Here is a 25,357-nt window from a genome sequence, read left to right as displayed (position 1 = left end):
CGCATGTCGCTCGACAAAATAATCTGATTTAGACAAAAGGCGCTTCTGAACGGCGTGGCTGTTGGCAGCTCTTGATACAAGGCAATATTGAGAATTAACACGTTTTAGTTGTAAGTTTTCCATGTGTAAAGTCATCTGCGTCTATGAGCGGAGATGGCTGTGAGAGCCGTTCAATCGGCTGCATCCGTTTGATTCTGCTGCGCGATGATGCTGATGTGGCTTACTAGGCGACCGCCGGAGACGCTCAAAGAATATAGAGAATAAGCGCTCAAATCAGCTGATTTGGATGATTGCCGCTCGATCGCGGGGCAATCGATAGTGGTCGGGTACCTTTACTGTTTCACGCCACCCGCGGCACGCCGTGATAGCGCTCGACCACGATGTCGCGCTTGGTGGCGTCGACGCGCACGGTCATGTCGTAGCGGCCTTCGTTCAGCTCCTTGGCCAGCACCTCGGCGTTGCGATGCAGCCAGGAGATGCCGGCGCCGTCGGCCGCGTCGATGGTGAGATCGAGCGTGGTCCGCGCCGCCGCGAGACGGTCCTCGATCGTCTGCAGGAGCGCGTCGACGCCGTCCCCGGTCTGGGCCGAGACCAGCAGGCATGGCCGCTCCGGCGGCCGACGCCCGGCGATGTTGGCGAGGTTCTCGCGCGCTGCCTGGTCGAGACGGTCGATCTTGTTCCAGACCTCGATGATGGTGTCGGTGGCCTCGGGATCGATGCCGAGCTGGCTGAGCACCAGCTCGACATCGTGCTGCTGCGCCTCGGCATCCTCGTGCGACATGTCGCGGACGTGCAGGATCACGTCGGCCTCCAGCACCTCCTCGAGCGTGGCGCGGAAGGCGGCGACGAGCTGCGTCGGCAGGTTGGAGATGAAGCCCACGGTGTCCGACAGCATCGCCTTGCCGCCATGCGGCAGCGTGATCGCGCGCAAGGTCGGATCAAGCGTCGCGAACAGCATGTCGGCGGCCTGGACGTCGGCGCGCGTCAGGCGATTGAACAGCGTCGACTTGCCGGCATTGGTGTAGCCGACCAGCGCCACGACGCGATACGGCACGCGCTGGCGTCCGGCGCGATGCAGCCGCCGCGTCGCCTGGACCTTCTTCAGCTCGTTCTCGAGCCGCGTGATGCGGTCGCCGATCAGGCGGCGGTCGGCCTCGATCTGGGTCTCGCCGGGACCGCCCATGAAGCCGAAGCCGCCGCGCTGGCGTTCGAGATGGGTCCAGGACCGCACCAGACGGCTGCGCTGATAGTTGAGATGCGCGAGCTCCACCTGCAGCGCGCCCTCCTTCGTCTTGGCGCGGCGGCCGAAGATCTCCAGGATCAAGCCGGTGCGGTCGAGCACCTTGGTGTTCCAGGCCTTCTCGAGGTTTCGCTGCTGGATCGGCGAGAGCGCGCAATCCATCACCACCAGCTCGACGCCATGGCCGGCGATCACGCCGGCAATCTCTTCGACCTTGCCCTTGCCGAGATAGGTCGCAGGGCGGATTTGCCCGATCGGCGCGAGAATGGCCTCGGCCACCGTCAGGTCGATGGCCCGCGCGAGGCCCGCCGCCTCGTCGATCCGTGCCTCGAAATCACGCATGTCGGATTGGCCTGCTTGCGCGCCATCGTCGCCGCGGCGCGCTCGCAAGTAGGGGCCGACCACGATGACGAGCCCGGTCCCCTTGTTGTCATCCGGCCTCGACAGGCCGATGGTCCCTTCGCGATCGCGGGGTTCCAATCAGGTCACTCTCACGTCAGGTCACACTCACGCAGACGCGTCCTCGCCGCCCTCGAACAACTGGATCGGCGCGCCCGGCATGATGGTGGAGATCGCATGCTTGTAGACGAGCTGCGAGTGACCGTCGCGCCGGAGCAGCAGGCAGAAATTGTCGAACCATGTGACAATCCCCTGCAGTTTCACGCCATTGACCAGGAAGATCGTGAGCGGCGTCTTGGTCTTGCGGACATGGTTGAGAAAGGTGTCTTGTAGGTTTTGTGCGCGGTCGGCCGCCATTGTTGTTATCTCGCAGTCTTGTGCTTTTTCTTATTGAACCTTCGATGACCCGATCGCAGGCCCCGGATTCATCGAGGTGACCCATGGTCCATTGAGATCCCCCTCGAGGGACCATGGGATGCCGGATTAGAAGACAGGCGAGCATATTAGGCAAGCCGCTTGCAAGGAGGCCGGTTCCAAAAGAACCGGATTCATCCGTAAAATTCCGGAAATGGACGAATTTTCCAATGTAAATTCGTCCAGTCGGCAAGTTTGGCCGAGCTGGAGCCTCAGCCGACGCCGAGCGCCTTCAGCTTGCGATGCAGGGCGGACCGCTCCATGCCCACGAACTCGGCCGTGCGCGAGATGTTGCCGGAGAAGCGGCTGATCTGGGCGATGAGATAGTCGCGCTCGAACACCTCGCGTGCCTCGCGCAACGGCAGTCCCATGATGTGCTCGCCATTGTTGCTGGTCGGCATCGCCGGCACCATCGATCCCACATCCGGCGGCAGCATGTCGGCGGTGATGATCACCTCCGGTCCGCCGGCGGCCAGAATCATGACCCGCTCGACGTTGTTGCGAAGCTGACGGACGTTGCCGGGCCACACATGCGACTGCAGCACGGCCATGGCGTCCTGGCCGATCTGCCGCTTCGGCAGGCCGGTCGTGGCCGAAATCTGCTCCATGAAATAGTCGATCAGCTCCGGAATGTCCTCGCGGCGCTCCGATAGGGGCGGAACCCTGATCGGCACCACCGACAGACGGTGATAGAGATCCTCGCGGAAACGGCCGGTGGCAATCTCCTCCTCGAGATTCCGTGCGGTCGAGGAGATGATGCGCACGTCGACGTGCACCTTGGTGGTGCCGCCGGCGCGCTGGAACGTCTGATCAACCAGCACGCGCAGGATCTTGTTCTGCGTCTCGCGCGGCATGTCGGCGATCTCGTCGACGAACAGCGTGCCGCCGTGGGCCTCTTCGAGCGCGCCGGTCTTGCGCGCCTGCTCGCCATTGGACTGCTCGATGCCGAACAGCTCCTCCTCCATCCGCTCCGGCGTGATCGCGGCGGCGTTGATGACGACGAACGGGCCCTCGGAGCGCGGCGACTGAGCGTGCAGCGAACGCGCGGCGAGCTCCTTGCCCGAGCCGGGAGGGCCGACGATCAGGATGCGGCTGTTGGCCTTGGCGGCGCGCTCGATGGTCTGGCGCAACTGGTTCATCGATGGCGAGCGGCCGGTCATGCTGCTCGCGGTCGGCGCCAGCTGCTTGAGCTCGCGCACCTCGCGCTTGAGCCGGGAATTCTCCAGCGCACGCGTCGCCACCAGAATCAGCCGGTCGGACTTGAACGGCTTCTCGATGAAGTCATAGGCGCCGCGCTTGATCGCGGCGACCGCCGTTTCGATGTTGCCGTGGCCGGAGATCATCACGACCGGAAGGTCGGGATGGTCCTTCTTGATCTGCTCGAGGAGCTGCAGACCGTCGAGCTTGGAGCCCTGCAGCCAGATGTCCAGGAACACCAGGTTGGGACGGCGGCTCGTGATCTCCGCGAGCGCCGAATCGCTGTCGCGCGCGGTTCGCGTCGTGAAGCCTTCGTCATCCAGGATGCCGGCGACCAGCTCCCGGATATCGGCTTCATCGTCGACAATCAGAATATCACTCGCCATGGGTCACGCCTGTCTCGTCAGCTGCCGGTTGCGGCTTGGATTTTTGGTTCATCATTGGTCGTTTGAACCGTGTCAGCGGTTTCGCCGCCGGCCTCGGTCTTCGGCGCATTGTCAGACGCCGCCGCCTGCTCCTTCGCGCCCGTCTTCGCGGCCTGGCCGGAGACGGCAAAGCGCAGCCGCATCCAGGCGCCGCGCTGGCCGGCGCGGAAATCGGACGCGTCCTTCAGCTCGAGCTTGCCGCCATGGTCTTCCAGCACGCGGCCGACGATCGCGAGCCCGAGGCCGGTGCCCTTGGCGCGCGTCGTGACATAGGGCTCGAGCAGCCGCTGCCGCGCCACCTTCGGCAGGCCGATGCCGTTGTCGATGACGTCGATCAGCACGTCCTCACCCTCGCGCGAGGCGACCACGTCGATACGGCCCTTGCCGAGCTCCGCCTCGGGCACCACCTCGATCGCCTCGGTGGCGTTCTTGATGATGTTGGTCAGCGCCTGCGAGATCAGGCGGCGATCGAACTGCGCGCGCAAGGGGTCCTGCTTGATCTCGGTCTCGATGTCGATCTCGGGATGCGCGACCTTCATCAGGAACACGGCCTGCCGCACGGTGTCGGCGACGTCCTCGCCCTCCATCACCGGCTTCGGCATCCGCGCGAACCGCGAGAACTCGTCGACCATTCGCCTGATGTCGTCGACCTGCCGCACGATCGTCTCGGTACATTGCTCAAATATCGCCTTGTCCTCGGTGATGACCTTGCCGAATTTGCGGCGAATTCGCTCTGCGGACAGTTGAATTGGCGTCAGCGGATTCTTGATCTCATGCGCGATGCGCCGCGCGACGTCGCCCCAGGCCGAGGTGCGCTGCGCCGACACCAGCTCGGTGATGTCGTCGAGCGTGATGATGTAGCTGTCGCGCGCCTGGTTCGTCTGCTCGGCGGTGACGCGCACCGACAGATTGCGCTCGTGGCCGTCGCGCTGGATCGTGATCTGGCCCTGCACCAGCCGCTGCTTGCCCTCGCGCGCGGTCTTCATCATGTCGTCGAGCTCGGGCAGCACGTCGGAGAGCGGATGATCGAGCACCTCCTGCTCGGCATGTCCGATCAGCTTCTCGGCCGAGCGGTTGAGGATGCCGACGCTGCCGGAGGCATCGACGCCGATGATGCCGGCGGAGGCCGACGACAGCACCGCCTCGATGAAGCGGCGCCGGCTGTCGATCAATTCGCTGGCGCTGACCAGCTCGTCGCGCTGGGTGCGCAGCTCCTGGGTCATCTTGTTGAAGGTCTGGCCGAGCTGGGCGAGATCGCCCTCCGAGCGATGCACCGGGACCTGGACGTTGAGATCGCCGGTCGACACGGTGTTGGCGGCATTCATCAATTGCCGGATCGGCGCCACCAGCCAGTTGGCGAAGTTCAGCCCGATCAGCACCGAGGCCATCAGGATGGTCAGCGCGATCACCGCGAACATCAGCGCGAAGGCGATCTGGATGCCGAAGCGCCGCGCCTCGACCTGGGCGTATTCGGCGACCGACAGCTCGGTCTGCTTGAGCTGCTCGACGACCTGCGGATCGAGCGGACGCGCGACGTAGAGGAAGGTGTCGTTGAACGCGCGCAGCCGGATCACCGCGGCGACGTAGTTCGACTCCGGCAGGACCGCGATCTCGGGCTCCTCCTCCCGGACATTGTTGAGGAACTCCGGCGCCGGCGGCGAATAGGCCAGTTGCACCCCGCCGGTCTCGGCCCAGACGATCGGGTTGGTGTTCTTGTCGATGATCATCGCGCCCGGCAGGTTGCGCGAGGCGGCGCTGGCAGTCAGCAGCTCGCGGAAGCTGGCGCGGTCCTGGTCGAACAGCGGCCTGGCGCGTGCGATGTCGGTCGCCATGCCGATGATGTCGCCGCGGATGAACTGCGCGTGCTCCTGCATGTAGGCGCGCGCGATGGTCAGCGAGTTCTGGATCGCGACTTTCGCTGGTCCGGAGAACAGCCGGTCGAGGCCGCGATCGATGGTGACGTTGGCCGCCACAGCGACCAGCACCGCCGGCAGGACCGCGATCACCGAGAACAGGCTGACGATCTGCACGTGCAGCCGCGCCGCCGCCCGGCCGCGCCGGCGGGCCTGCACCACCTGCCAGACCTCGCGGATGATGATCCCGACCAGGACCAGGATCGTTCCGGCGTCGATCAGGTAGAAGGTCTTGACCACGTCGGTCGTGGGCTCGACCGGGGTCAGCCCGACCAGCACGATGAAGGTGAGGAAGGCCGACAGCAGCGCGAGCGCCACGGCCACCGGCGCCAGCCAGGTACGCCAAGTCCAGCGCCGGCCCTCGGTGGACGACGCATCGAAGGGGGTGGCCGATGTCTCTGCGCTGGTCATTCCGGCAAGGTGGGTGATGCTGAACGCGGCACGTCCGGGAATCGGACTGATGCATTCCTACCACGCTGTTGCCAAATTGCGACAAATCCGCGGCGCCGGAGCGCGTCGCGGATTTGTCTACATTAATTCTCACCTGAGGCGGGTCCAAGCCCGCCGTAGAGGTATCATATCACCATCAAGCGCCGCTGCGGTACACTTGAATGTCGAGGTCGCGGATCTTCTTGCGCAGCGTGTTGCGATTGAGGCCGAGGAGATCGGCGGCGCGGATCTGGTTGCCGCGCGTCGCCGCCAGCGCTGCCGTCAGCAGCGGAATCTCGATCTCCTTGAGGATGCGGTGGTACAGCCCCGGCGGCGGCACGCCGTTGGGAAATCCCTGGAAGTGCGAGGACAGATAGGCCTCCACGGCTCCGCCCAGATTGTCGATCGAGGTCGGCGTGTTCGAGCCGGTGGTCACCGCCGGCGGCGCCAGCTCGCCATCGATGACTGACGCCGTGATGACGTCCTGCGGATACAGCGCGGCCAAACGCCGGGCGAGATTCTCCAGCTCGCGGACATTGCCCGGCCAGCGGTGCTGCTTGAGCCGCTCCAGCGCCGCGGCATCGAGCTTCTTCGGCGGCAGCCCGTCCTTCTCGGCCAGCGCGAAGAAGTGGCGGACGAGATCCGGCAGGTCCTCGATGCGTTCGCGCAGCGGCGGCAGCCGCAGGGGCACGACGTTGAGGCGGAAGAACAGATCTTCCCGGAAAAGCCCCTGCTGGATCAGGATGCGCAGGTCCTTGTTGGAGGCGGCGACGATGCGCACGTCGGTCTTGATCGGGGTGCGGCCGCCGACGGTGGTGTACTCGCCCTGCTGCAGCACGCGCAAAAGCCGCGTCTGCGCCTCCATCGGCATGTCGCCGATCTCGTCCAGGAATAAGGTGCCGCCCTCGGCCTGCTCGAAGCGGCCGGAGGCGCGGGTGTTGGCACCGGTGAAGGCGCCGCGCTCGTGCCCGAACAGTTCCGACTCGATCAGGTCGCGCGGGATCGCCGCCATGTTGACCGCAACGAACGGGCCGTTGCGGCGCTTGCCGTAATCGTGCAGCGCGCGCGCCACCAGCTCCTTGCCGGTGCCGCTCTCGCCCGAGATCATCACCGTGAGATCGGTCTGCATCAGCCGCGCCAGCACGCGGTAGATGTCCTGCATCGCCGGCGAGCGGCCGACCAGCGGAATCGATTCGAACTCGCCGTCGTCGGGCTGGCTCGCCGCGCGCTCCTTCGGCTCGGCCAAGGCACGGCCGACGATCGCGATCAGCTCCTTCAGGTCGAACGGCTTCGGCAGATACTCATAGGCGCCGCGCTCCGACGCCTTGATGGCGGTCATGAAGGTGTTCTGCGCGCTCATGACGATGACCGGCAGGTTCGGCCGCATCTTCTTGATCCGCGGCAGCAGGTCGAACGCGTTCTCGTCCGGCATCACCACGTCGGTGATGACGAGATCGCCCTCGCCCTGGCTCACCCAGCGCCACAGCGTCGCGGCATTGCCGGTCAGCCGCACCTCATAGCCGGCGCGTGACAGCGCCTGGTTCAGGACCGTGCGGATGGCCGTATCGTCGTCGGCAACGAGAATGCTACCTGCAGGCATAGGTGGTCCTCAATTTGATCCCTGTGAGGCATGCAACGGCGTCCCCGAAACGTCATCGCCATGGCTGTGATTTGGGCTTTGGTCTGGTTGTTTGGTTGCGCTGTACATCGGCATCAGCACCCGGAAGGTCGTCTTGCGCGGCTGCGACTCGCACTCGATGATCCCGCCATGGTCGCCGACGATCTTCGCGACCAATGCAAGTCCGAGGCCGCTTCCGGTCGGCTTGGTGGTCACGAACGGATCGAACAGATTGGGCATCAGGTCTTCCGGCACGCCGGGGCCGTTGTCCCTGACGCAGAACTCCAGCGGCAGCGACACCCGCGATTTCTTGCCGGGCACCGACAGGCGCACGCCCGGGCGGAACGCCGTGGTGAGCTGGATTTCCGCATCCGAGCCGAGATCGACGACCGCTTCCGCGGCATTCTTGACCAGGTTCAGGAACACCTGGATCAGTTGATCCTGGTTGGCGAGCACCGGCGGCAACGACGGATCGTAGTCCTCGACGAAGCGGATGTTGCGGGCAAAGCCGGACTGCGCCAGCCGCTTCACGTGATCGAGCACGGAATGGATGTTCACGGGCCCGCGCGCCACCGGGCGGTCGTCGCCGAACACCTCCATGCGGTCGACCAAAGTGACGATGCGGTCGGCCTCGTCGCAGATCAGCCGGGTCAGCATGCGATCCTCGGAGGAGGCCTGCTGCTCGAGGAGCTGCGCGGCGCCGCGGATGCCCGACAGCGGGTTCTTGATCTCGTGCGCGAGCATCGCGGCCAGTGCGATCACCGAGCGCGCGGCGCTGCGATGGGTGAGCTGGCGGTCCATCTTGTCGGCGATGGTGCGCTCCTGCAGCATGACCACGATATGGCCGGGCCGCTCCGGCAGCGGCGCGACGTGCAGGTCGACGAGCCGATCGGCGCCGGTGCGCGGCGTGCCCAGATCGACCTTGTACTCGTTGACCGGCGCGCTGGTGGTGCGGACCTGATCGATCAGCGCCAGCAGCGGAGAGCCGAACGGCACCAGCTTCTTCAGCGACTGCCGCTGCAGAAACTGGGTGGAGGAATCGAAGAACGATTCCGCCGCCATGTTGGCGTCCATGATCATACCGTCCGGGCCGATGACGAGGACCGGATTCGGCAGGGCGTTGAGGATGGCGTCGCCATCCGATGGAAGTCGCTTGCGCTGTTCTGCGGCTGAGCTCATGCGGCTGCACTCCAGGCAAAATCGTCGAAGGCCTCACGCAGCGCCCGATGCACCAAGGACGGCTGCTCGGACGTCAGGATACGGTCGCGCCAGGCCTTCAGTTTTTCGGCCGGCGCTTGCGCGTGCTGGGCGGCGACGTCGAGCCCCCAACTGAGATGCTTGCGGGCGTGGCGCAGGCCGACACGCGCGCCATAGTGACGGCAGATCTCGTCATAGAGCGCGGTGAGAAGACTGAGCTGCTGCGCCAGCTCCGGCGCGCCCTCTTCCGCACCGCCCTCGAGTCGGCGGCCGATCTGGCCGGGCAGCCAGGGCTGGCCTTGCGCGCCGCGCCCGATCATCACGGCATCGGCGCCGGAGGCGTCGAGCGCCTCGCGCGCGTCCTCATAGCTGGTGATGTCGCCGTTGACGACGACCGGCAGATCGACGGCGTCCTTCACGGCGCGCACCGCGCTCCAGTCGGCTTCGCCCTTGTAGAACTGCTGCCGCGTACGGCCGTGCACGGTGATCAACTGCACGCCCGCGGCCTGCGCGCGGCGCGCCAGCTCCGGCGCATTCAGGCTGCGCTCGTCCCAGCCGAGCCGCATCTTCAGGGTCACGGGCACATCGACTGCCTCGACCGTCGCCTCGATCAAGGTCAGCGCATGATCGAGATCGCGCATCAGGGCCGAGCCGGACTGGCCGCCGGTCACGTGCCGCGCCGGGCAGCCCATGTTGATGTCGATGATCTCGGCGCCGCCATCCTCGGCGACCTTCGCGCCCTCGGCCATCCAATGCGCCTCGCAGCCGGCGAGCTGCACCACATGCGGCCCGACGCCGCTCGCCTCGCAGCGCAACCGGGATATCCACCGCCCGCGCACGAGATCGTCGCTCGCAGTCATCTCGGACACCACCAGCCCGGCGCCGAGCTCGGCCGCGAGTCGGCGGAACGGCGCGTCGGTGATCCCCGACATCGGCGCGAGAATGGCCCGGTTGGCGAGCGAAACGTCGCCTATCTTCAAGGCTTTGGCTTGTGTATTGGCCGGACCGGTCACGAACGACTCTTAAAGCTCTTTGGACGCATCATCGCGTCTGCGCTGCACTCTCAAGCACAAATCTTGTGCAGTCAAGCGTCATGCCTACACTTTAGCCAAGACGATCGGCATTTCAAGTGCAGCGCAGCAAAATATGCTTGTTCGGCAGTCATGGTAAACCCGTGAGCCGCCGGATTTTTGCATGGCTCGGCAAGGTGCTCGCAGGCGGCAGGTGCGATCGCCCCCCCCTCAACGCGCCAGCGGATCCCGGCGCTTGTGTCGCGATCGCAGGTGCCGTTCATGCGACGTGTGATCCTGCTCGCTTAACATCTTCTGCAGATGTAAGAAGCCGCGAACCCCATCATCCTCATCAGCATCGATACCCTGTTCCCATGACGACTTCTCAGCGGACTGCAGCCATTCTCGTCGCGGCCGGACGTGGCCTGCGCGCCGGCGCCGGCGGTCCGAAGCAATATCGCATGATCGGCGGCCGCACGGTCATCCATCGCGCGCTCGCCGCCTTCGCCGATCACCCCGAGGTGGCGGTGGTCCAGCCGGTGGTGAACCCCGACGACATCGACATCTTCAACACAGCCGTCTTCGGCCTGCGCCACGAGGCCCCAGCGCATGGCGGTGCGACGCGACAGGCCTCGGTGCTCGCGGGCCTGGAAGCGCTGGCGCTGCACAAGCCCGACATCGTGCTGATCCACGATGCCGCGCGTCCGTTCGTCACGCCCGCCGTGATCTCGCGCGCGATTCGAGCGGCCGGCAAGACCGGTGCGGCGATTCCCGTGGTGCCGGTCACCGACACCATCAAGGAAGTCGGCACGGGCGGCGACATCACCGCGACACCGGAGCGCGCGAAGCTGCGCATCGCCCAGACGCCGCAGACCTTCAAGTTCGACACGATCCTGGAGGCACACCGCCGCGCCGCGCGCGACGGCCTCACCGAGTTCACAGATGATGCGGCGATCGCCGAATGGGCGGGATTGACCGTCGCGACCTTTGAGGGCGATGTTTCCAACATGAAGCTCACCACACCGGAAGATTTCGTGCGCGAGGAAGCGCGCCTTGCCGCGCAGCTCGGCGACATCCGGACCGGCACCGGCTACGACGTCCACGCCTTCGGCGAAGGCGACCATGTCTGGCTGTGCGGCCTGCGTGTGCCGCATAGCAAGGGGTTCCTTGCCCACTCCGACGGTGACGTCGGTCTGCACGCTCTGGTTGATGCAATTTTGGGCGCCCTGGCCGATGGCGACATCGGCTCGCACTTCCCGCCCTCCGACATGAAGTGGAAAGGCGCCGCATCCGACCAGTTCTTGAAATACGCCATCGAGCGCGTGACCGCCCGCGGCGGCCGCGTCGCCAATCTCGAGGTCACGATGATCTGCGAGCGCCCGAAGATCGGCCCCCTGCGCGACCAGATGCGCGCCCGCATCGCCGAGATCACCGGCGTCGACATCTCGCGCATCGCGGTGAAGGCCACCACCAGCGAGCGGCTCGGCTTCACCGGCCGCGAGGAAGGCATCGCAGCGACGGCGAGCGCGACGATCCGTCTGCCGTGGAGCGCCTAGAGGCGCACCACCCTGTCACCGTTCATGGAGCTTTCGATCTGACGGTCGGATGAGGACAACGCAGCCATGGCCAGCGAACGTCAAATCGGCTCTACCAGCGCGCTGGCCCGCTCGCTGCTCGACCTCTGCCGGTCGCGCAAGCTGATGATCGCGACCGCCGAGTCCTGCACCGGCGGCCTGGTCGCCGCGGCCCTGACCGACATCCCCGGCTCCTCCGATGTCATCGACCGCGGCTTCGTCACCTACTCGAACGAGGCCAAGCGCGCGATGCTCGGCGTCGAGGCTTCGACGCTGCAGACCTTCGGCGCCGTCTCCAAGGAGACCGCGATCCAGATGGCGGTCGGCGCGCTGGAACGCGCCGACGTCGACCTCGCCGTCGCCATCACCGGCATCGCCGGCCCCGGCGGCGCCACCCCCGGCAAGCCGGTCGGCCTGGTCCATTTCGCCGTCGCCGCCCGCGACGGCCGCATCACCCACCGCGAACACCGCTTCGGCGCCATCGGCCGCAGCACCGTGCGCACCCGCTCGGTGCTGGAAGCCCTGCGCCTGCTGATGGAGCTGGCGCGGCCACAGGTCGCTGCCAAGCCGAAACGCGCGGCGGCGACGCGACTACGTCCGCGCGTGGCCCGCACCCCGCGGCTGCATCCGGTCAAGCGGCCGAGGCGGCCCCGGACGTAGTTGGAAGTGACGCGCGCGGCTCTCGCCGCATCGTCATCGCGAGCGCAGCGACGCGATCCAGTTCTACCGACCTGCATCGTCGAGCTGGTGCTCCTGACGGATCGATCGCGAACCGAACCGCGGCTGGAATTGCGCATCATCGGCGCGGTCGAGGTCAGGATCGGACACCTGGACCGCATGGACGGTTTCCGTCTGGACGTCAGGGACATCGGTCATTGGCACCGGGAGAGAATGCGCTTCGAGGTGGTCGATGACGAATCGCAGTTGCTATCTCTGCAATGTGCCGATTTTGAATTCCTCCTGATCGGTTACGCTGAAGGCACGATCAATTGAGCATCGAAAGTGCGCCTCGCAATGATGATAAACGGAGAGTTGCCGCACGATCTCGAAAGCGTGATTTAACAATGTTGTCATGAATCAAGCTTGGGCTGGCGTTGAACCGTCAAGGACATCGCGACGACGGACGCGAAGCGCTCCTGACAGCATGACAAGCTCGCTAGACCATCGCGCACCGCGAACTTGATCGACGCAACCCTCGCGAGAGCGCGCCGAGCTACATGTCAGGAGGAGATCATATTGCTAGACCGCACATTCGCTGCCCTCTCGTTCGTCCTCCTACTCCTGACCTCCTCCGCCCAAGCCGCTGGCTTGCAGCTCTTGGAGGTCGATCACGGATTCCACGGCATGATCTGGACGCCTTGCGCCGCAGACGCCGGTAGCGTGCCGGTTGGAAGCCTCGCGATCCCAGGGCTGGAGACACTGCCCGGGGTAAAGAATTGTCCAATCAATGGCACGAAGCTGCCATTGGTCGTCATGTCCCACGGTCGCGGCGGCTGGATCGGTGGAAACCACGATGTTGCGGAAGCGCTGGCGGACGCGGGATTCATCGTCGCGGCGATCAACCATCCCGGCGACAGTGTCGGTGACCTGGCGCAGCGCGACAGCCTGTCGGTCTGGCTCTCACGGCCGCAGGACATCATGCATCTGATCGATTTCATGTTGAACGATTGGACAAGCAGAGCCGCGATTGATCCGGACCGGATCGGCTTCTTCGGCTTTTCGCGCGGTGGCTACACCGGAACCGTTCTCGCCGGCGTCGACCCGGACTTTCAAAGGGTGGCGCACTACTGCACGCAACAGAACCCGTTCTGCGAGCAGGTCCGCAATGGCGAGTTTCCCAGAAGCTGGCCGCACGACGAGAGGATCAAGGCGGCCGTGCTGGCCGACGCCGCCCACACGGTCGGATTCACGCGAGCAAATCTCGCGAGCATCAAGATTCCCCTCCAGGTCTGGCGCTCGGAGCTCGGCGGCAACGGGGTCGATCCGGAAGGGACCGCCCGCGTAACCGCGAGCCTTCCCGGCACGCCCGAGGTCCACACCGTGCCCGCCGCGCATTTTGCTTTCCTCGCGCCGTGCTCCGCGGAGCTCGCGGCCGCCGTCCCGCGCATCTGTGCTGATACGCCTGCGGATTTCGACCGCGCGGCGTTTCACCGAGAGTTTGACGCCCAGGTCGTCAGGTTCTTCTCCGAGAAGCTGGGCAAGTAGGATCCGTGGCAGAACCTGCGTTCCGCCGCGTCGCTCTCAAGCGCGCCAGAACGGGCGCCGGCACAGCCGCCGCGCCTCGTCGCGTGTCAGGCCGTAGTCCTGCAGCACCTCGTCGGCGATCCGCGGCAACTCCCGGGCGAAGCGGCGGCGCTCGCGCCAGCGCTCCCACCAGAGCCGCAACCATGACGCGGGCTTGAGGTCGGCGCAGCTTTGATGGGGAGCCGGTGGCGCCAAGTAGTAGATCTTGGCGCCCGGCCTGGGCGAGATGGGATGGCGCGACAAGGGATCACGACCGAGCGCGCAGAGCCCCGGCGATCGCGAGGCGCCGCGGAGCATACGCTCCTCGATGGCGATGACCCTCGGATCGTCGGTCGTGCTCGGCATGGCGGGCTCCCCTTCAAATGAAGAACCTGCCGGCAACAAAAAAGCCGCCAGGTCCCTGGCGGCTGTTCGGATCAAATGCTGCAAATCGTCAGATTGAGCGCGATCCTCCCGCCGCCAGCGAGCTACGGTGCGTGATGCGACCAAAACGATGGGGGGCGGCGGTGATCATGGCCGGCTCTATAGCCGATCCATCTGAGGTTGTCATCCATCGAATGGATGCGAGGCCGAGCGGCCTCCCCCAAATTTGCTCAGGACGGAAAAGCACCGACGGTCCGCGCAAGTTGCCGCGCCAACGGTCCAGGCAGAGCCTCATCGAAAATCCGGCTCAGCGTGCGGTAATACCAGATCGTGCCATCCCTTCCACCGGTGAAGCGTTGCCACACGACGTCGCCGACCTCATCAAGGTCGCTCGCGATCGCTTCCGCGTTGTCAACCTTGTCAGCGAGCGAGACCAGCAGCGATGACACCGGCTTGAGCGGCAGCCGGGCGAGATAGGCTTCCTTCCGCGGGCGCCATTCGGGTTTCGGATCGACCCAGGAATCCGTGCAGTCCGCGACGATCCCGGCGACGCCATCGCCAAAACGCCGGCGGATCTCATCCAGCGTGGCCTGCCCGCCCTGGTCCTCGGCGGCGTCATGCAACAGGCCCGCGATGGCCTGCACCTCGCTGCCGCCCGCCGACAGCACGCGGCTGGAGACGCTCAGCAGATGCGCGATGTAGGGTACGTTGCTGCCCTTTCTCAATTGGGTCCGGTGCAGCCTTGTCGCATAGACGAGCGCTTCGTCGTAGAGATGAGAGAGTGACATTGCTTGCTTTCTTCTCTGGCTGACGCAGGGTCAGACCGATGGTTCGTCGTTGGTCACTATCGGCATTGTTCCAATCATTGGGCACCACGTCGAGCATCATCCTAGCCGACCCGTCGGGCAAATCAGCTGGCGTGCGCAATAGCGGAGAGCCCGTTTCCGGTGTCTTGCTGCGATCAAAGCGCATCGCGAGGGCGTGCGCCAAGACACTGATTTCCTCAATCCGTTCAATGTCCGACTCACTGTCCAGTCCTACCGACGAAAATATTCTCGTTTCTATTTTCCAGAACTCGTGTTTCCCTCCCCTCATCCCGCCTCGACACGAGGGGCGTATCGCGATCGTCACGACACGCGAGGTGGGAAGGCGATGGCCGCCGAGGGGCCGCAGCGCGTCTTGGACGTGCGGACGAACGGCTCTTGGCGGACGTGAAGTCGCAGCGTCCTGACACCCCGAAGCTGGTGTCACGCCGGTGGAGATGATGATCCGCCGGTCACGGGGGCAAAACAGCCGGTCCCCGGGGAGACTGCGTATAAGCGTGAAGACCGTCGCGCGGGGAATGCCGGGATGTCTCGGCTGCACCTGTGGTACCTGCCGCCTGCATTTTTTTCCGCAGGCGGGCCGTGGGGGCGGCGAGCTCCCGGCATTCCCTGCGCCCTCGTGATCTGAGAGGGCCGATCGAGATGCACAGCCCGGGCGTGATGGCGCCGCGGAGGATGCGGCTGCCTGTCCGCTCGATGCCGTCCCCCATCATCCAGATCGCCCACGATTATCGTACGCGCCGCCCTGGCCTAAAGGTTTTGGTTAATTTTGTCCTGCTACGTCTCGCGCATTCTTCTCTGACAGTGGATTCGGGACCCCATGGCTTTCTTCTCCGGCAAGTCGGCTGATCGCACGCATAACCTCCTGATGACGGAGCTGTTCGAACGTCATCGCGACGCCATCCTGGTGATGTCCGACGGCAAGATCATCGCCTGCAACGAGACCGCGGTCCGATTCGGCGGCTTCCGCAGCAAGCAGGACCTGCTGTCGCGTTCGCCGGCGACCATGGCGCCGGAGTTCCAGCCCGATGGCAAGCGCTCCGCCGACGTGGTGCGCGAGATGGATGCCAAGGCCAGGCGCGAAGGCCACGCGACGTTCGAGTGGACCACCAAGCGCGCCGACGGCAGCCCGGCGCTGGTCCAGATCACGCTGGTGCCGACCCAGGTCGAGGGCCAGACCTACGTCATGAGCTTCCGCCGCGATCTCTCCGACCTTGTCGCCGCACGCGAGGAGAAGAAGCGCGCGCTCGACCGGATCGCCAAGGATTTCGAGACCTCGGTCGGCGCCATCGCCAATGCGATCTCCGGCGCCTCGCGCGAGGTCGAGACCACGGCGGCCTCGCTGACGACGACCGCGGATCAGGCCGCGCAACGCGTGGCGCTGGTGGCGTCGGCGTCGAACTCCGCCTCCTCCAACGTGCAGTCGGTGGCCGGCGCCACCGAGGAGCTGTCGACCTCGGTCAGCGAGATCAACCGCCAGGTCGCGACCTCCTCGACCATCGCCGCCGAGGCGGTCGAGGCGTCCTCGCGCACCAACGACCTCGTCAACAGCCTGGCGGACGCGGCGGCCAAGATCGGCGCGGTCACCGACATGATCAACGCGATCGCGAGCCAGACCAACCTGCTGGCGCTGAACGCGACCATCGAGGCGGCACGCGCCGGCGATGCCGGCCGCGGCTTCGCCGTCGTGGCCTCGGAGGTGAAGAGCCTGTCGAGCCAGACCGCCAAGGCGACCGACGAGATCAGCGCGCACATCAGCGCGATGCAGCGCGCCACCAGCGATACGGTGGCTGCGATCCAGGGCATCGGCGGCACCATCGGCCAGATCAGCGAGATCGCCAAGACCATTGCGACCGCGGTCGATCAGCAGGGCCACGCGACGCAGGAGATCGCCCGCTCGGTCAGCCAGGCCGCCAGCGGCACCCGCGAGGTCGCCACCAACATCGGCTCGGTCAGCCAGACGGTGGAATCGGCCGGCGGCGCCGCCCGGCAAATGCTGGGCGCAGCCGGCCAGCTCGCCAAGCACGCCGACGAGCTGCGCGGCAAGGTGAAGGACTTTTTGACCGCCGTGCAGGCGGCGTAGGTTTCGGTCGCGGCTCGACGTGTCCGCGATTGCACGGCTCCGCGAAGATGTCGCGGAGCAGCTGTTTGAAGACGTGGATAGGATTTTGAAGCCAAGTTGCGCTGGCCACGGCTTCGTGGGTGCAACTTGCTGTGAGTTGGCAGGCCGCCAGCCTCACCCTCCGCTGTCATCCCGGGCAAGCCGCAGCGGCGCAACGCGCCGCGGAGGCGCCGACCCGGGATCCATACGCCGCAGCAGATGTGGTTAGACGAGCTCGGAGTTACCTGCCTGCCGCCACAAGCAGTCCTGTGGTTATGGATCCCCGCTTTCGCGGGGATGACGACGGAGGGTGAGGCGCCCTCTATCGTCTACCACTGGAAGACATGGAGAAAGACTTACGTCGACGACACCGCGGGCTTGCGGCCGTAGATCGCATCGGCGCGCTTTTCGAACGCCGCCGACATGCGCGCGAAGACGGTGTCGAACATCGAGCCCATCAGCATCGCCAGCATGCGGCTCTTGAACTCATAGGCGATGAAGAACGTTACCTCGCAGGCGCCCTGCTCGCGCGGCTCGAAGCTCCAGCGGTTTTCCAGGCTGGAGAACGGCCCGCTGACATACTCGACCAGGATGTTGCGCTTGGCCCGATCCAGCGTCACCCGGCTGGTGAAGGTCTCCTTCACGAGCTTGAACGACACCGTCATGTCGGCGACGACGACCTCGGTGCCGTCAGGCTTCTGGCTGCGCTGGCGCACCACCAGCTTCTCGCACAGCGGCACGAACTCCGGATAGCGCTCGACATCGGCGACGAGGTCGAACATCTGCTCGGCCGTGTGCGGCACGCGCCGCTTGTTGGAAAATCTCGGCATCTCGTCTCGATCAGCGCGCCATGGCTTCGCGCGCGGCCTTCAGCTTGGCGAAATCCTCGCCGGCGTGGTGCGAGGAGCGCGTGAGCGGGCTCGCCGACACCATCAGGAAACCCTTGGTGTAGGCGACGGTCTCATAGCCGGAGAACTCCTCCGGCGTGACGAAGCGCATCACGGCGTGATGCTTCTTGGTCGGCTGCAGATACTGGCCGATGGTGAGGAAATCGACCTCGGCCGAGCGGAGGTCGTCCATCACCTGCAGCACCTCGTGGCGCTCCTCGCCGAGGCCGACCATGATGCCGGACTTGGTGAAGATGGTGGGATCGATCTCCTTGACCCGCTGCAGCAGCCGGATCGAGTGGAAGTAGCGCGCGCCGGGCCGAACCGAGAGGTAGCGCGATGGCACGGTCTCGAGATTGTGGTTGAAGACGTCGGGCTTGGCGGCGACGACCTGCTCCAGCGCGCCGTCCTTGCGCAGGAAGTCGGGCGTCAGCACCTCGATCGTGGTGGTCGGACATTTCGCGCGGATGGCGCGGATGGTCGCGGCGATATGGCCGGCTCCGCCGTCGGCGAGATCGTCGCGGTCGACCGAGGTGACGACGACATGGGCGAGGCCGAGCTTGAAGGTCGCCTCCGCGACGTGCTCCGGCTCGCCGGCGTCGAGCGCCTCGGGCAGGCCGGTCTTGACGTTGCAGAAGGCGCAGGCCCGCGTGCAGGTGTCGCCCATGATCATGAAGGTGGCGTGCTTCTTGTCCCAGCACTCGCCGATATTCGGGCAGCCGGCCTCCTCGCATACGGTGACGAGGCCGTTCTCGCGCACGATGTTGCGGGTGTCGGCGTAGCCGCGGGTGGTCGGCGCCTTGACGCGGATCCAGGCAGGCTTCGCCGGCGAGATCGAGTCCGGCCGGTTCGCCTTCTCGGGGTGGCGGGGGCGCAGCGGCGTGTTCGCGTTGATGTCGACGATGGTGACCATGGGATTCGCACAAACCTCTGTTGCGCCCTAGCTATTCCGTGCCGCGGCGCGCCGCAACCGGCTGGCCGAGGATACCAGGGCATGGCAGATATGGGCAGCGCGGAACAGCGCTCAGCACGGCGGATTTCCTTGAGAATGGCGCAAAAACCGGCAAAAGCCCCCGGGGTTTCACGGCCCCGGCGCAATGCTACGGCCAAGCGGCTGACGCGGGCGTTCTTCGCCCGCGAGGTGCTCGCGGTGGCGCCGGAGCTGATCGGGGCGACCTTTCTGGTCGACGGCGTCGGCGGGACCATCGTCGAGGTCGAGGCCTATCACCACACCGACCCCGCGGCGCATTCGTTCCGGGGCCCGACGCCGCGCAACCAGGTGATGTTCGGTCCGCCCGGTTTCGCCTACGTCTACCGCTCCTACGGCATCCACTGGTGCATGAACTTCGTCTGCGAGGTGGAGGGCTCGGCGAGCGCGGTCCTGATCCGGGCGATCGAGCCGACCTTCGGGATCGACGAGATGCGGCGGCGGCGCGGGCTGGAGGATGTCAGGGCACTATGCTCGGGGCCGGGCAAGCTGACCGAGGCGATGGGGATCACGATCGCGCACAACGGCCTGCCGCTGGATGCTGCACCGATCGAGCTGTTCGCCCGACCTGAGGATGTAGAGGTCGTCACCGGCGTCCGCATCGGCATCACCAAGGCGGTCGAGCTGCCGTGGCGGTTCGGGCTCAAGGGCTCGCGGTTTTTGAGCAAGCCGTTCGCGCGCTAAGCCCATCGCAGTCGTTCCGGGATGGTCCGAAGGACCAGACCCGGAATCTCGAGATTCCGGCTTCGATGCTTCGCATCGCCCCGGAATGACGGAGGAGGGAGAACGACGTCACGCGCCCTGCAGCCGCGACAACGCCTCCTGGAACTTGGCCTTGCGCGCCAATGCCGCCTCGCGCTTTTCCTTCTCCTCCTCGACCAGTTCCTCGGGCGCGTTGGCGACGAACTTCTCGTTGCCGAGCTTCTTGTCGACGCGCTCGATATCGGCCTCGGCCTTGGCGATTTCCTTTCCAAGGCGGGTGCGCTCGGCGGCGAGATCGACGACGCCCTTGAGCGGCAGCGCGGCGACCTCGCCGCGCACGACGAGCTGGGCGGAGCCTTCGGGCGCCGTATCGGCGAAGGAGATGTCGGAGAGACGCGCAAGGCGCTTGATGACCTCGCTCCAGCGCGGTGCGCGCTCCCTCGTCTCGGCGGAGGCACCGACGAGCGCGAGCGGCATCAGAGTCGCCGGCGGGATGTTCATCTCGGCGCGGACCGAGCGGATGGACGTGACGAGATCGACCACCCAGCCGATCTCGGCCTCGGCCGCCTCGTCCTTGAAGCTGGCGGCGTCGAACGAGACCAGCAGCGGCGGCACCAGGGGGTCGCCGAAGCTGGCGGCCGACAGCGCGGCGATCTCGGCGACCGTCGGCCTGTCGGTGCGGTGCGGCCAGGGTGACAGGGTCAGCAGACCGTCGCGCTTGGCGGTCGACTCCCACAGCGCCTCGGTGATGAAAGGCATGAAGGGATGCAGGAGCTTGAGGATCTCGTCGCGCGCCCAGGCCACCATCGCGCGGGTCTCGGCCTTGGCGGGGCCGTCCTCGCCGAGCAGGGTCGGCTTGGAGAGCTCGACATACCAGTCGCAATAGACGTCCCAGACGAAGCGGTAGATCGCATTGGCCGCGTCGTTGAAGCGATACGCCTCCAGCGCCTCGGTGACCTCGCGCGTGGCAGCGGCCGCCTCATGGGCGATCCAGCGGTTCAGCGTCTCCTTGGCGGAGCCCGGATCGAAGCCGTCCGGCACGGTGCAACCGTTCATCTCGGCGAAGCGGCTGGCGTTCCAAAGCTTGTTGGCGAACTTGCGGTAGCCGTCGACGCGCTGGGTCGACAGCTTGATGTCGCGGCCCTGCGCCGCCATCGCGGCCAAGGTGAAGCGCAGCGCATCGGCGCCGTGCTCGTCGATCAGCGCCAGGGGATCGATGACGTTGCCTTTCGACTTCGACATCTTGGCGCCCTTCTCGTCGCGGACGAGCGCATGGATGTAGACCGTCGAGAACGGCACTTCCTTCATGAAGTGCAGGCCCATCATCATCATGCGGGCGACCCAGAAGAAGATGATGTCGAAGCCGGTGACCAGCACGTTGGTCGGATAGTAGCGCTTCACCTCGGGCGTGGCGTCCGGCCAGCCGAGCGTCGAGAACGGCCACAGCGCCGAGGAGAACCAGGTGTCGAGCACGTCCTCGTCACGCGTGATGAAGCCTTCGCGCTTGTTGCGGTCGAGCGCCATCTCGCGGCCCTGCTCCGCCGTGATGACCTCCTGCTCGACGTAGTAGCCGATCGCGTGACCGACGGCCTCCTCCTCGGTCTCGGCGACGAACACCTTGCCGTCAGGGCCGTACCACGCGGGAATCTGGTGACCCCACCACAGCTGGCGGGAGATGCACCAGGGCTGGATGTTCTCCATCCAGTCGAAATAGGTCTTCTCCCAGTTGCGCGGCACGAACGTCGTCGCGCCCGACCTGACGGCCGCGATCGCCGGCTGCGCCAGGGTCTTGGCGTCGACGTACCACTGGTCCGTGAGATACGGCTCGATGACGACACCGGAGCGGTCGCCATGCGGCACCATGTGCGTGTTCGGCTCAACGCGCTCGAGGAAGCCGAAGGACTCCAGCCGCTCCAGGATCTTCTTGCGCGCAGCAAAGCGCTCGATGCCGTGGAACTCCCTGGCGAACTCCTCGGAGCCCTCGGGAAGGCCGCGCAGATAGTCCTCGTTGTCGACCAGCGCGATGCAGCCTTCGCGATCGAGGATGCTGATCTGCGGCAGGCCGTGGCGGCGGCCAACCTCGAAGTCGTTGAAGTCGTGCGCCGGCGTGATCTTGACCGCGCCGGTGCCCTTCTCCGGATCGGAATAGGTGTCGGCAACGATCGGGATCTCACGCCCGACCAGCGGCAGGATCACGCGCTTGCCGACGAGGTGCTGATAGCGCTCGTCGTCCGGATGTACCGCGACCGCGCTGTCGCCAAGCATGGTCTCGGGACGCGTGGTGGCGACGACGATGAAGCTGGTCGGATCCTCGGGGCTGAACGTCGTCCCCTCGATCGGATAGCGCAGGTACCAGAGGTTGCCCTTGACCTCGATCTGCTGGACCTCGAGGTCCGAGATCGCCGTCAGCAGCTTCGGGTCCCAGTTGACCAGCCGCTTGTCCTTGTAGATCAGGCCGGCACGGTGCAACTCGACGAACACCTTCACGACGGCCTTGGACAGACCCTCGTCCATGGTGAAGCGCTCGCGGCCCCAGTCGCAGGAGGCGCCGAGGCGCTTAAGCTGGTTGATGATGGTGCCGCCGCTCTCGTCCTTCCACTGCCAGACGCGCGCGAGGAACTTTTCGCGGCCCATCTCGCGGCGGCCGGGTTGCTGGCGCTCCATCAGCTGACGCTCGACCACCATCTGGGTGGCGATCCCCGCGTGGTCGGTGCCCGGCTGCCACAGCACGTCGCGGCCGCGCATACGCTCGAACCGGCACAGGATGTCCTGCAGCGTATTGTTGAGCGCGTGCCCCATGTGCAGCGAGCCGGTCACGTTCGGCGGCGGGATCACGATGGTGAAGGGATCCGCATTGCGCCGATCGGGGCGACCGGCGGAGAACGCGCGGGCATCCTCCCAGACCAGGGACATGCGACCTTCGAGATCGGTGGGCTGATAATTCTTATCGATCATGGCATTTCCAGCGGCGCGGGGCCGGCTGTCCAATTCGGGATGTCGCGGAACTCGTCCGGGCCTTTTGTGACACGACCTGAAAAAGCTCGCGCAAGCTGTTGGTGCTTGGGCTGTTTTCGGACTGATGTCCGACCGCGGACCGCGCTCCTGGAAGAGCCCTCTCGATCCGTCCGGCAGGGATCAGCTTGACAGGGCTAGAAAGCCGCCGCGGCGCGCCAAGTCAACAGCAGCGGCGAACATTGACGGATAGCGTCTACCGCCCGCCGCGGCTCACTCCAGAACGGAACACGAGATCGTGCCGTCCTGGCGTCAGCGGCCGCGCGAGACGCGCTCGATCTCGGCCTTGACGATGCGCTCCACCAGGGCCGGAAGATTGTCATCCAGCCACGATTTCAGCATCGGACGCAGCATCTCCTTGACGAGGTCCTCGAGCGTCCGGGCGTTGTTGCTCAGCACCGTATTGGCCAGCGCGTTGAACGCCGATTCGACGGCGTTCACCGTCGATGGGGCCAGGATCGGCTGCTTCGGTGTGACTTGCTCGAACGCGGACTCGAAGCTGGCAGCCTTCTGATTGAGCCGCCCGGCCTCGATGAACTCGATATCGTCCCGCGGATCCACCTTTCGGAAGGATGCCGCGGCGGGGGCTGGCGCTGGAGCGGGAGTCGGTGGGGCCACTGCCATGTCGTCGGTCAACTCGAGTACTTCAGGTTCGGGCTCGGGTGCTACCGGCCGAACCTCTGCGACCGGAGTCGTTTCATCCAAACCCGCCAGCAATGCGTCAATGTCATCCTGGTTGTTGCTTGCGGACGCCGCCGGCGGTGCGGGAGGCGGAGGTGCGGGCTTGGCGGGAGCCGCAGCAGCGATCTTCGAAGGTGGGATGTCGTTCATTACCGGCTTCGCAGCCGGGGCCGCCGGCTTCTCGGCCTTGACCGGCTCCGGCGCGGCGGCCTTGTCTGCCGCCGGCGGCTTACCCTCGTCGTCGGCAATGATACGCCGGATCGACGCCAGAATCTCCTCCATGGAGGGTTCTTGGACCTTCGCAGGCTGCGTCATTTCCGACTCCAAATCAGCAACGCTGCCGTACGAACCGGCTCAGCGCAAAAGTCCCGGGCGCCGGCCCCAAGTGGCTTGGACTTCTCAACGGACATGCCAACTTGTCTCCGGACAAGGCCTGATCGATGCAAAACAACAGAACGATACTGCCCATGTCGGAGTCTATTCTTGGAAGAACTTCCGACGCAGTCCGAATCGTTCGGCGGCCATTTTGAGGCTATGTCATGGCAACAAATGAATGCAAGCAACGCTGGCCGCGAACCCGGTGGAGCACGGAGGTCGCCCGTCAAGCGTCGCCCATTCGTCACAACCACAGCATGTGCCACAAAAAAATCCCCCGGCCAAGGACCGAGGGATCAGGGTCGATATTAAGAATGTACTAACGACCATCCGGCGTCCGTACACCCGCCCAGTTATCCCGGACCTGCTGGTAGTGCACGCTGGGATCGTAGGTGGTCGTCGGCAGGTTCAGCACCTGCGGTGACAGCCGCCCCACGGTCTGAAGCACCGTATAGGATGCCACCACGCGGTCATGCTGGGCGTTCACCAGCGAATTCCGCGCGTTGACCAGCGCCTGCTGAGCGTTGAGCACGTCGAGGGTGGTGCGCTGCCCGGCCTTGGCCTCTTCGCGGACACCATTGAGGGCGATCTCGGAGGCTGAGACCTGGGCCTGTGCCGACTGCACCTGTGCCTTGCCCGCGAGCAGCTTGCCCCAGGCAGATACCACGTCGGAGCGAGCCTGATCGCGGGTCTGCTCCAGGACCAGACGCTGCTGCGCCAGCGACTCCTTGGACTGCCGGATCAGCGCGTATTCCGCCCCTCCATTGTAGATCGGGACGTTCACCGAGGCGACAGCCGACGCGCTGAACCCACGATAGGATTGCAGGCTCGACTCATAGCCCTGCTGCGCCTGAGCCTGGACGTTTACGGTCGGCAGCAGAGCACCCTCGTTGATCCTGACCTGCAGATACTGGACGTCGATGCCGTACATCGCCGAGGTTACGTTCGGGTTTTCCGTCAGAGCCGTTTCGACCGACTGCTGGAGGGTTGCCGGCAAATAACGGTCGACAGGAGAGCCCGGCGCCAAGTTCTGGGGATCGTTGCCGATGATTCGGCGGAAGTTCGAGCGGGTCGCCGTTAGTTGGGCCTCTGCTGTGAGCTGCTGCGTGCGGCCGGCGGCGAGCTGAGCCTCGGATTGCGCGACGTCGGTGCGGGTGACCTCGCCGACGTTGAACCGATCGCGGGTCTGCTTGAGCGTCTGCTCCAGCACCCGCGTGTTGCTGCGCTGGACCTCGACGATCGCCGCATCGCGCAGATAGTCCATATAGATCGTGGCCGCCGCTAGCAGCACCTGCTGCTCAAGAATGCGGAGAGCCTCGCGTTGCGCCGAGACGTTCGCCTCAGCCTTGCGCACGCCGTTTGCCGTCTGCTGACCGTTATACAGATTCTGGTTGACCGTCAGGCCGACGCTTCGCGGCCTCTGCACGCCGTTCACGGCCGGCGTCGCGGGTGCCGCTTGCAAATCCGTATACTGAATGCCCGCCGTCGCATTCAGACTGACCTTCGGCCGATACCCCGAGAGTGCCTGCGGAACGCCTTCGTCGACCGCACGAGCCTGGGCCCGCGACGCGTTCAGTTGCGGGTTGTTCTGATAGGCACGCACCAGCGCAGCCTCGATCGTGTCGGCCAGCGCAGGCGTCGGGCCTGCACAAGCCATCACGAGGACCACAGCCGCCGCTGCGGTGACGAGCTTCACCCCAAACATCCCTGTTCCATTCATTTGTTACCGGCTCGAACGCCAGAGCCGGGCCGTAACCTGTTGAA

20 protein-coding genes are annotated in these 25,357 nt (G+C 65.6%); 6 read left to right on the top strand and 14 right to left on the bottom strand.

Annotated features, from left to right (window positions below; genetic code table 11):
- Positions 1 to 340: 340 nt before the first annotated feature.
- The 7 genes from hflX to dusB form a co-directional block, all read right to left on the bottom strand.
- The gene (gene hflX, locus ACQR13_RS21400; RefSeq protein ID WP_315711897.1) at positions 341 to 1,720 is read right to left on the bottom strand and encodes a GTPase HflX; all 1,380 of its coding nucleotides are present in this window, start codon (positions 1,718 to 1,720) and stop codon (positions 341 to 343) included.
- Positions 1,721 to 1,747: 27 nt separating this feature from the next.
- Entirely contained in the window at positions 1,748 to 1,996 is a 249-nt protein-coding gene (hfq, locus tag ACQR13_RS21395; RefSeq protein ID WP_006613906.1) for an RNA chaperone Hfq, read from the bottom strand.
- Between the two features lie 269 nt (positions 1,997 to 2,265).
- A complete protein-coding gene (locus ACQR13_RS21390) occupies positions 2,266 to 3,636 on the bottom strand; it encodes a sigma-54-dependent transcriptional regulator (protein WP_434841052.1) in 1,371 nt (456 codons plus the stop codon).
- A 17-nt stretch (positions 3,637 to 3,653) separates the two neighbouring features.
- On the bottom strand, positions 3,654 to 5,999 hold the full coding sequence (locus ACQR13_RS21385) for an ATP-binding protein (RefSeq protein ID WP_434841053.1): 2,346 nt from the start codon (positions 5,997 to 5,999) through the stop codon (positions 3,654 to 3,656).
- A gap of 175 nt (positions 6,000 to 6,174) precedes the next feature.
- Positions 6,175 to 7,617 carry a nitrogen regulation protein NR(I) gene (ntrC, locus tag ACQR13_RS21380; protein ID WP_315711890.1) on the bottom strand — a complete coding sequence of 481 codons (1,443 nt, stop codon included), beginning with the start codon at positions 7,615 to 7,617 and terminating at the stop codon, positions 6,175 to 6,177.
- Between the two features lie 9 nt (positions 7,618 to 7,626).
- On the bottom strand, positions 7,627 to 8,814 hold the full coding sequence (locus ACQR13_RS21375) for a two-component system sensor histidine kinase NtrB (protein WP_315751120.1): 1,188 nt from the start codon (positions 8,812 to 8,814) through the stop codon (positions 7,627 to 7,629).
- Positions 8,811 to 9,764: a tRNA dihydrouridine synthase DusB gene (dusB, locus tag ACQR13_RS21370; protein WP_316175428.1), complete on the bottom strand. Its 954-nt coding sequence runs from the start codon at positions 9,762 to 9,764 to the stop codon at positions 8,811 to 8,813. The genes ACQR13_RS21375 and dusB overlap by 4 nt, the downstream gene beginning before the upstream one ends.
- Positions 9,765 to 10,216: 452 nt before the next feature.
- Between dusB and ACQR13_RS21365 the strand changes: the two genes are divergently transcribed.
- From ACQR13_RS21365 to ACQR13_RS21350, 4 genes are all read left to right on the top strand, one after another.
- A complete protein-coding gene (locus ACQR13_RS21365; RefSeq protein WP_316192953.1) occupies positions 10,217 to 11,398 on the top strand; it encodes a bifunctional 2-C-methyl-D-erythritol 4-phosphate cytidylyltransferase/2-C-methyl-D-erythritol 2,4-cyclodiphosphate synthase in 1,182 nt (393 codons plus the stop codon).
- Positions 11,399 to 11,464: 66 nt separating this feature from the next.
- A complete protein-coding gene (locus ACQR13_RS21360; RefSeq protein ID WP_315711887.1) occupies positions 11,465 to 12,076 on the top strand; it encodes a CinA family protein in 612 nt (203 codons plus the stop codon).
- Positions 12,077 to 12,409, top strand: coding sequence for a hypothetical protein (locus tag ACQR13_RS21355; RefSeq protein ID WP_316192954.1), 333 nt, complete (start codon positions 12,077 to 12,079; stop codon positions 12,407 to 12,409). It abuts the gene before it with no gap.
- A 351-nt stretch (positions 12,410 to 12,760) separates the two neighbouring features.
- Positions 12,761 to 13,621 carry an alpha/beta hydrolase family protein gene (locus ACQR13_RS21350; protein ID WP_315711884.1) on the top strand — a complete coding sequence of 287 codons (861 nt, stop codon included), beginning with the start codon at positions 12,761 to 12,763 and terminating at the stop codon, positions 13,619 to 13,621.
- Positions 13,622 to 13,657: 36 nt separating this feature from the next.
- On the opposite strand, the gene ACQR13_RS21345 is transcribed toward ACQR13_RS21350, so the two are convergent.
- On the bottom strand, positions 13,658 to 14,005 hold the full coding sequence (locus ACQR13_RS21345; protein ID WP_315751116.1) for a DUF1127 domain-containing protein: 348 nt from the start codon (positions 14,003 to 14,005) through the stop codon (positions 13,658 to 13,660).
- Positions 14,006 to 14,253: 248 nt separating this feature from the next.
- Positions 14,254 to 14,811, bottom strand: a complete 558-nt coding sequence (locus tag ACQR13_RS21340; RefSeq protein ID WP_315751115.1) for an HD domain-containing protein — start codon at positions 14,809 to 14,811, stop codon at positions 14,254 to 14,256.
- 856 nt (positions 14,812 to 15,667) lie between these two features.
- Between ACQR13_RS21340 and ACQR13_RS21335 the strand changes: the two genes are divergently transcribed.
- On the top strand, positions 15,668 to 16,930 hold the full coding sequence (locus ACQR13_RS21335; protein ID WP_315711879.1) for a methyl-accepting chemotaxis protein: 1,263 nt from the start codon (positions 15,668 to 15,670) through the stop codon (positions 16,928 to 16,930).
- A gap of 374 nt (positions 16,931 to 17,304) precedes the next feature.
- Here the strand turns inward: ACQR13_RS21335 and ACQR13_RS21330 are convergent, their stop codons facing one another.
- Both ACQR13_RS21330 and lipA read right to left on the bottom strand, forming a co-directional pair.
- Positions 17,305 to 17,778 (bottom strand): type II toxin-antitoxin system RatA family toxin, encoded by a 474-nt coding sequence (locus ACQR13_RS21330; protein WP_315751114.1) that lies wholly within the window; start codon positions 17,776 to 17,778, stop codon positions 17,305 to 17,307.
- Between the two features lie 10 nt (positions 17,779 to 17,788).
- The gene (lipA, locus tag ACQR13_RS21325) at positions 17,789 to 18,748 is read right to left on the bottom strand and encodes a lipoyl synthase (protein ID WP_315827589.1); all 960 of its coding nucleotides are present in this window, start codon (positions 18,746 to 18,748) and stop codon (positions 17,789 to 17,791) included.
- Between the two features lie 135 nt (positions 18,749 to 18,883).
- Between lipA and ACQR13_RS21320 the strand changes: the two genes are divergently transcribed.
- The gene (locus ACQR13_RS21320) at positions 18,884 to 19,507 is read left to right on the top strand and encodes a DNA-3-methyladenine glycosylase (protein WP_316192955.1); all 624 of its coding nucleotides are present in this window, start codon (positions 18,884 to 18,886) and stop codon (positions 19,505 to 19,507) included.
- Between the two features lie 108 nt (positions 19,508 to 19,615).
- Here the strand turns inward: ACQR13_RS21320 and ACQR13_RS21315 are convergent, their stop codons facing one another.
- The 3 genes from ACQR13_RS21315 to ACQR13_RS21305 all read right to left on the bottom strand — a co-directional run bounded on the left by ACQR13_RS21315 (position 19,616) and on the right by ACQR13_RS21305 (position 25,298).
- Positions 19,616 to 22,480 carry a valine--tRNA ligase gene (locus ACQR13_RS21315; RefSeq protein ID WP_315751111.1) on the bottom strand — a complete coding sequence of 955 codons (2,865 nt, stop codon included), beginning with the start codon at positions 22,478 to 22,480 and terminating at the stop codon, positions 19,616 to 19,618.
- Positions 22,481 to 22,789: 309 nt separating this feature from the next.
- Positions 22,790 to 23,533: a PopZ family protein gene (locus ACQR13_RS21310; RefSeq protein ID WP_315751110.1), complete on the bottom strand. Its 744-nt coding sequence runs from the start codon at positions 23,531 to 23,533 to the stop codon at positions 22,790 to 22,792.
- Positions 23,534 to 23,912: 379 nt separating this feature from the next.
- Positions 23,913 to 25,298 carry a TolC family outer membrane protein gene (locus ACQR13_RS21305; RefSeq protein ID WP_315751109.1) on the bottom strand — a complete coding sequence of 462 codons (1,386 nt, stop codon included), beginning with the start codon at positions 25,296 to 25,298 and terminating at the stop codon, positions 23,913 to 23,915.
- Between the last annotated feature and the right edge of the window lie 59 nt (positions 25,299 to 25,357).

It is taken from the genome of Bradyrhizobium sp. HKCCYLRH3059 (assembly GCF_051168035.1).
Lineage (GTDB): Bacteria > Pseudomonadota > Alphaproteobacteria > Rhizobiales > Xanthobacteraceae > Bradyrhizobium.
This window is presented reverse-complemented; position numbering and strand designations above follow the sequence as displayed.

Bases quoted from the DNA above. Each gene is read 5' to 3' on its own strand.
- ACQR13_RS21330 (WP_315751114.1), bottom strand. From the start codon at position 17,778: ATGCCGAGATTTTCCAACAAGCGGCGCGTGCCGCACACGGCCGAGCAG.
- ntrC (WP_315711890.1), bottom strand. From the start codon at position 7,617: ATGCCTGCAGGTAGCATTCTCGTTGCCGACGACGATACGGCCATCCGC.
- ACQR13_RS21390 (WP_434841052.1), bottom strand. From the start codon at position 3,636: ATGGCGAGTGATATTCTGATTGTCGACGATGAAGCCGATATCCGGGAG.
- ACQR13_RS21360 (WP_315711887.1), top strand. From the start codon at position 11,465: ATGGCCAGCGAACGTCAAATCGGCTCTACCAGCGCGCTGGCCCGCTCG.
- ACQR13_RS21385 (WP_434841053.1), bottom strand. From the start codon at position 5,999: ATGACCAGCGCAGAGACATCGGCCACCCCCTTCGATGCGTCGTCCACC.
- ACQR13_RS21310 (WP_315751110.1), bottom strand. From the start codon at position 23,533: ATGACGCAGCCTGCGAAGGTCCAAGAACCCTCCATGGAGGAGATTCTG.
- dusB (WP_316175428.1), bottom strand. From the start codon at position 9,764: ATGTCGGGGATCACCGACGCGCCGTTCCGCCGACTCGCGGCCGAGCTC.
- ACQR13_RS21345 (WP_315751116.1), bottom strand. From the start codon at position 14,005: ATGCCGAGCACGACCGACGATCCGAGGGTCATCGCCATCGAGGAGCGT.
- ACQR13_RS21305 (WP_315751109.1), bottom strand. From the start codon at position 25,298: ATGTTTGGGGTGAAGCTCGTCACCGCAGCGGCGGCTGTGGTCCTCGTG.
- ACQR13_RS21375 (WP_315751120.1), bottom strand. From the start codon at position 8,814: ATGAGCTCAGCCGCAGAACAGCGCAAGCGACTTCCATCGGATGGCGAC.
- ACQR13_RS21340 (WP_315751115.1), bottom strand. From the start codon at position 14,811: ATGTCACTCTCTCATCTCTACGACGAAGCGCTCGTCTATGCGACAAGG.
- ACQR13_RS21315 (WP_315751111.1), bottom strand. From the start codon at position 22,480: ATGATCGATAAGAATTATCAGCCCACCGATCTCGAAGGTCGCATGTCC.
- hfq (WP_006613906.1), bottom strand. From the start codon at position 1,996: ATGGCGGCCGACCGCGCACAAAACCTACAAGACACCTTTCTCAACCAT.
- ACQR13_RS21350 (WP_315711884.1), top strand. From the start codon at position 12,761: ATGATCTGGACGCCTTGCGCCGCAGACGCCGGTAGCGTGCCGGTTGGA.
- lipA (WP_315827589.1), bottom strand. From the start codon at position 18,748: ATGGTCACCATCGTCGACATCAACGCGAACACGCCGCTGCGCCCCCGC.
- ACQR13_RS21335 (WP_315711879.1), top strand. From the start codon at position 15,668: ATGGCTTTCTTCTCCGGCAAGTCGGCTGATCGCACGCATAACCTCCTG.
- ACQR13_RS21365 (WP_316192953.1), top strand. From the start codon at position 10,217: ATGACGACTTCTCAGCGGACTGCAGCCATTCTCGTCGCGGCCGGACGT.
- ACQR13_RS21320 (WP_316192955.1), top strand. From the start codon at position 18,884: ATGGCGCAAAAACCGGCAAAAGCCCCCGGGGTTTCACGGCCCCGGCGC.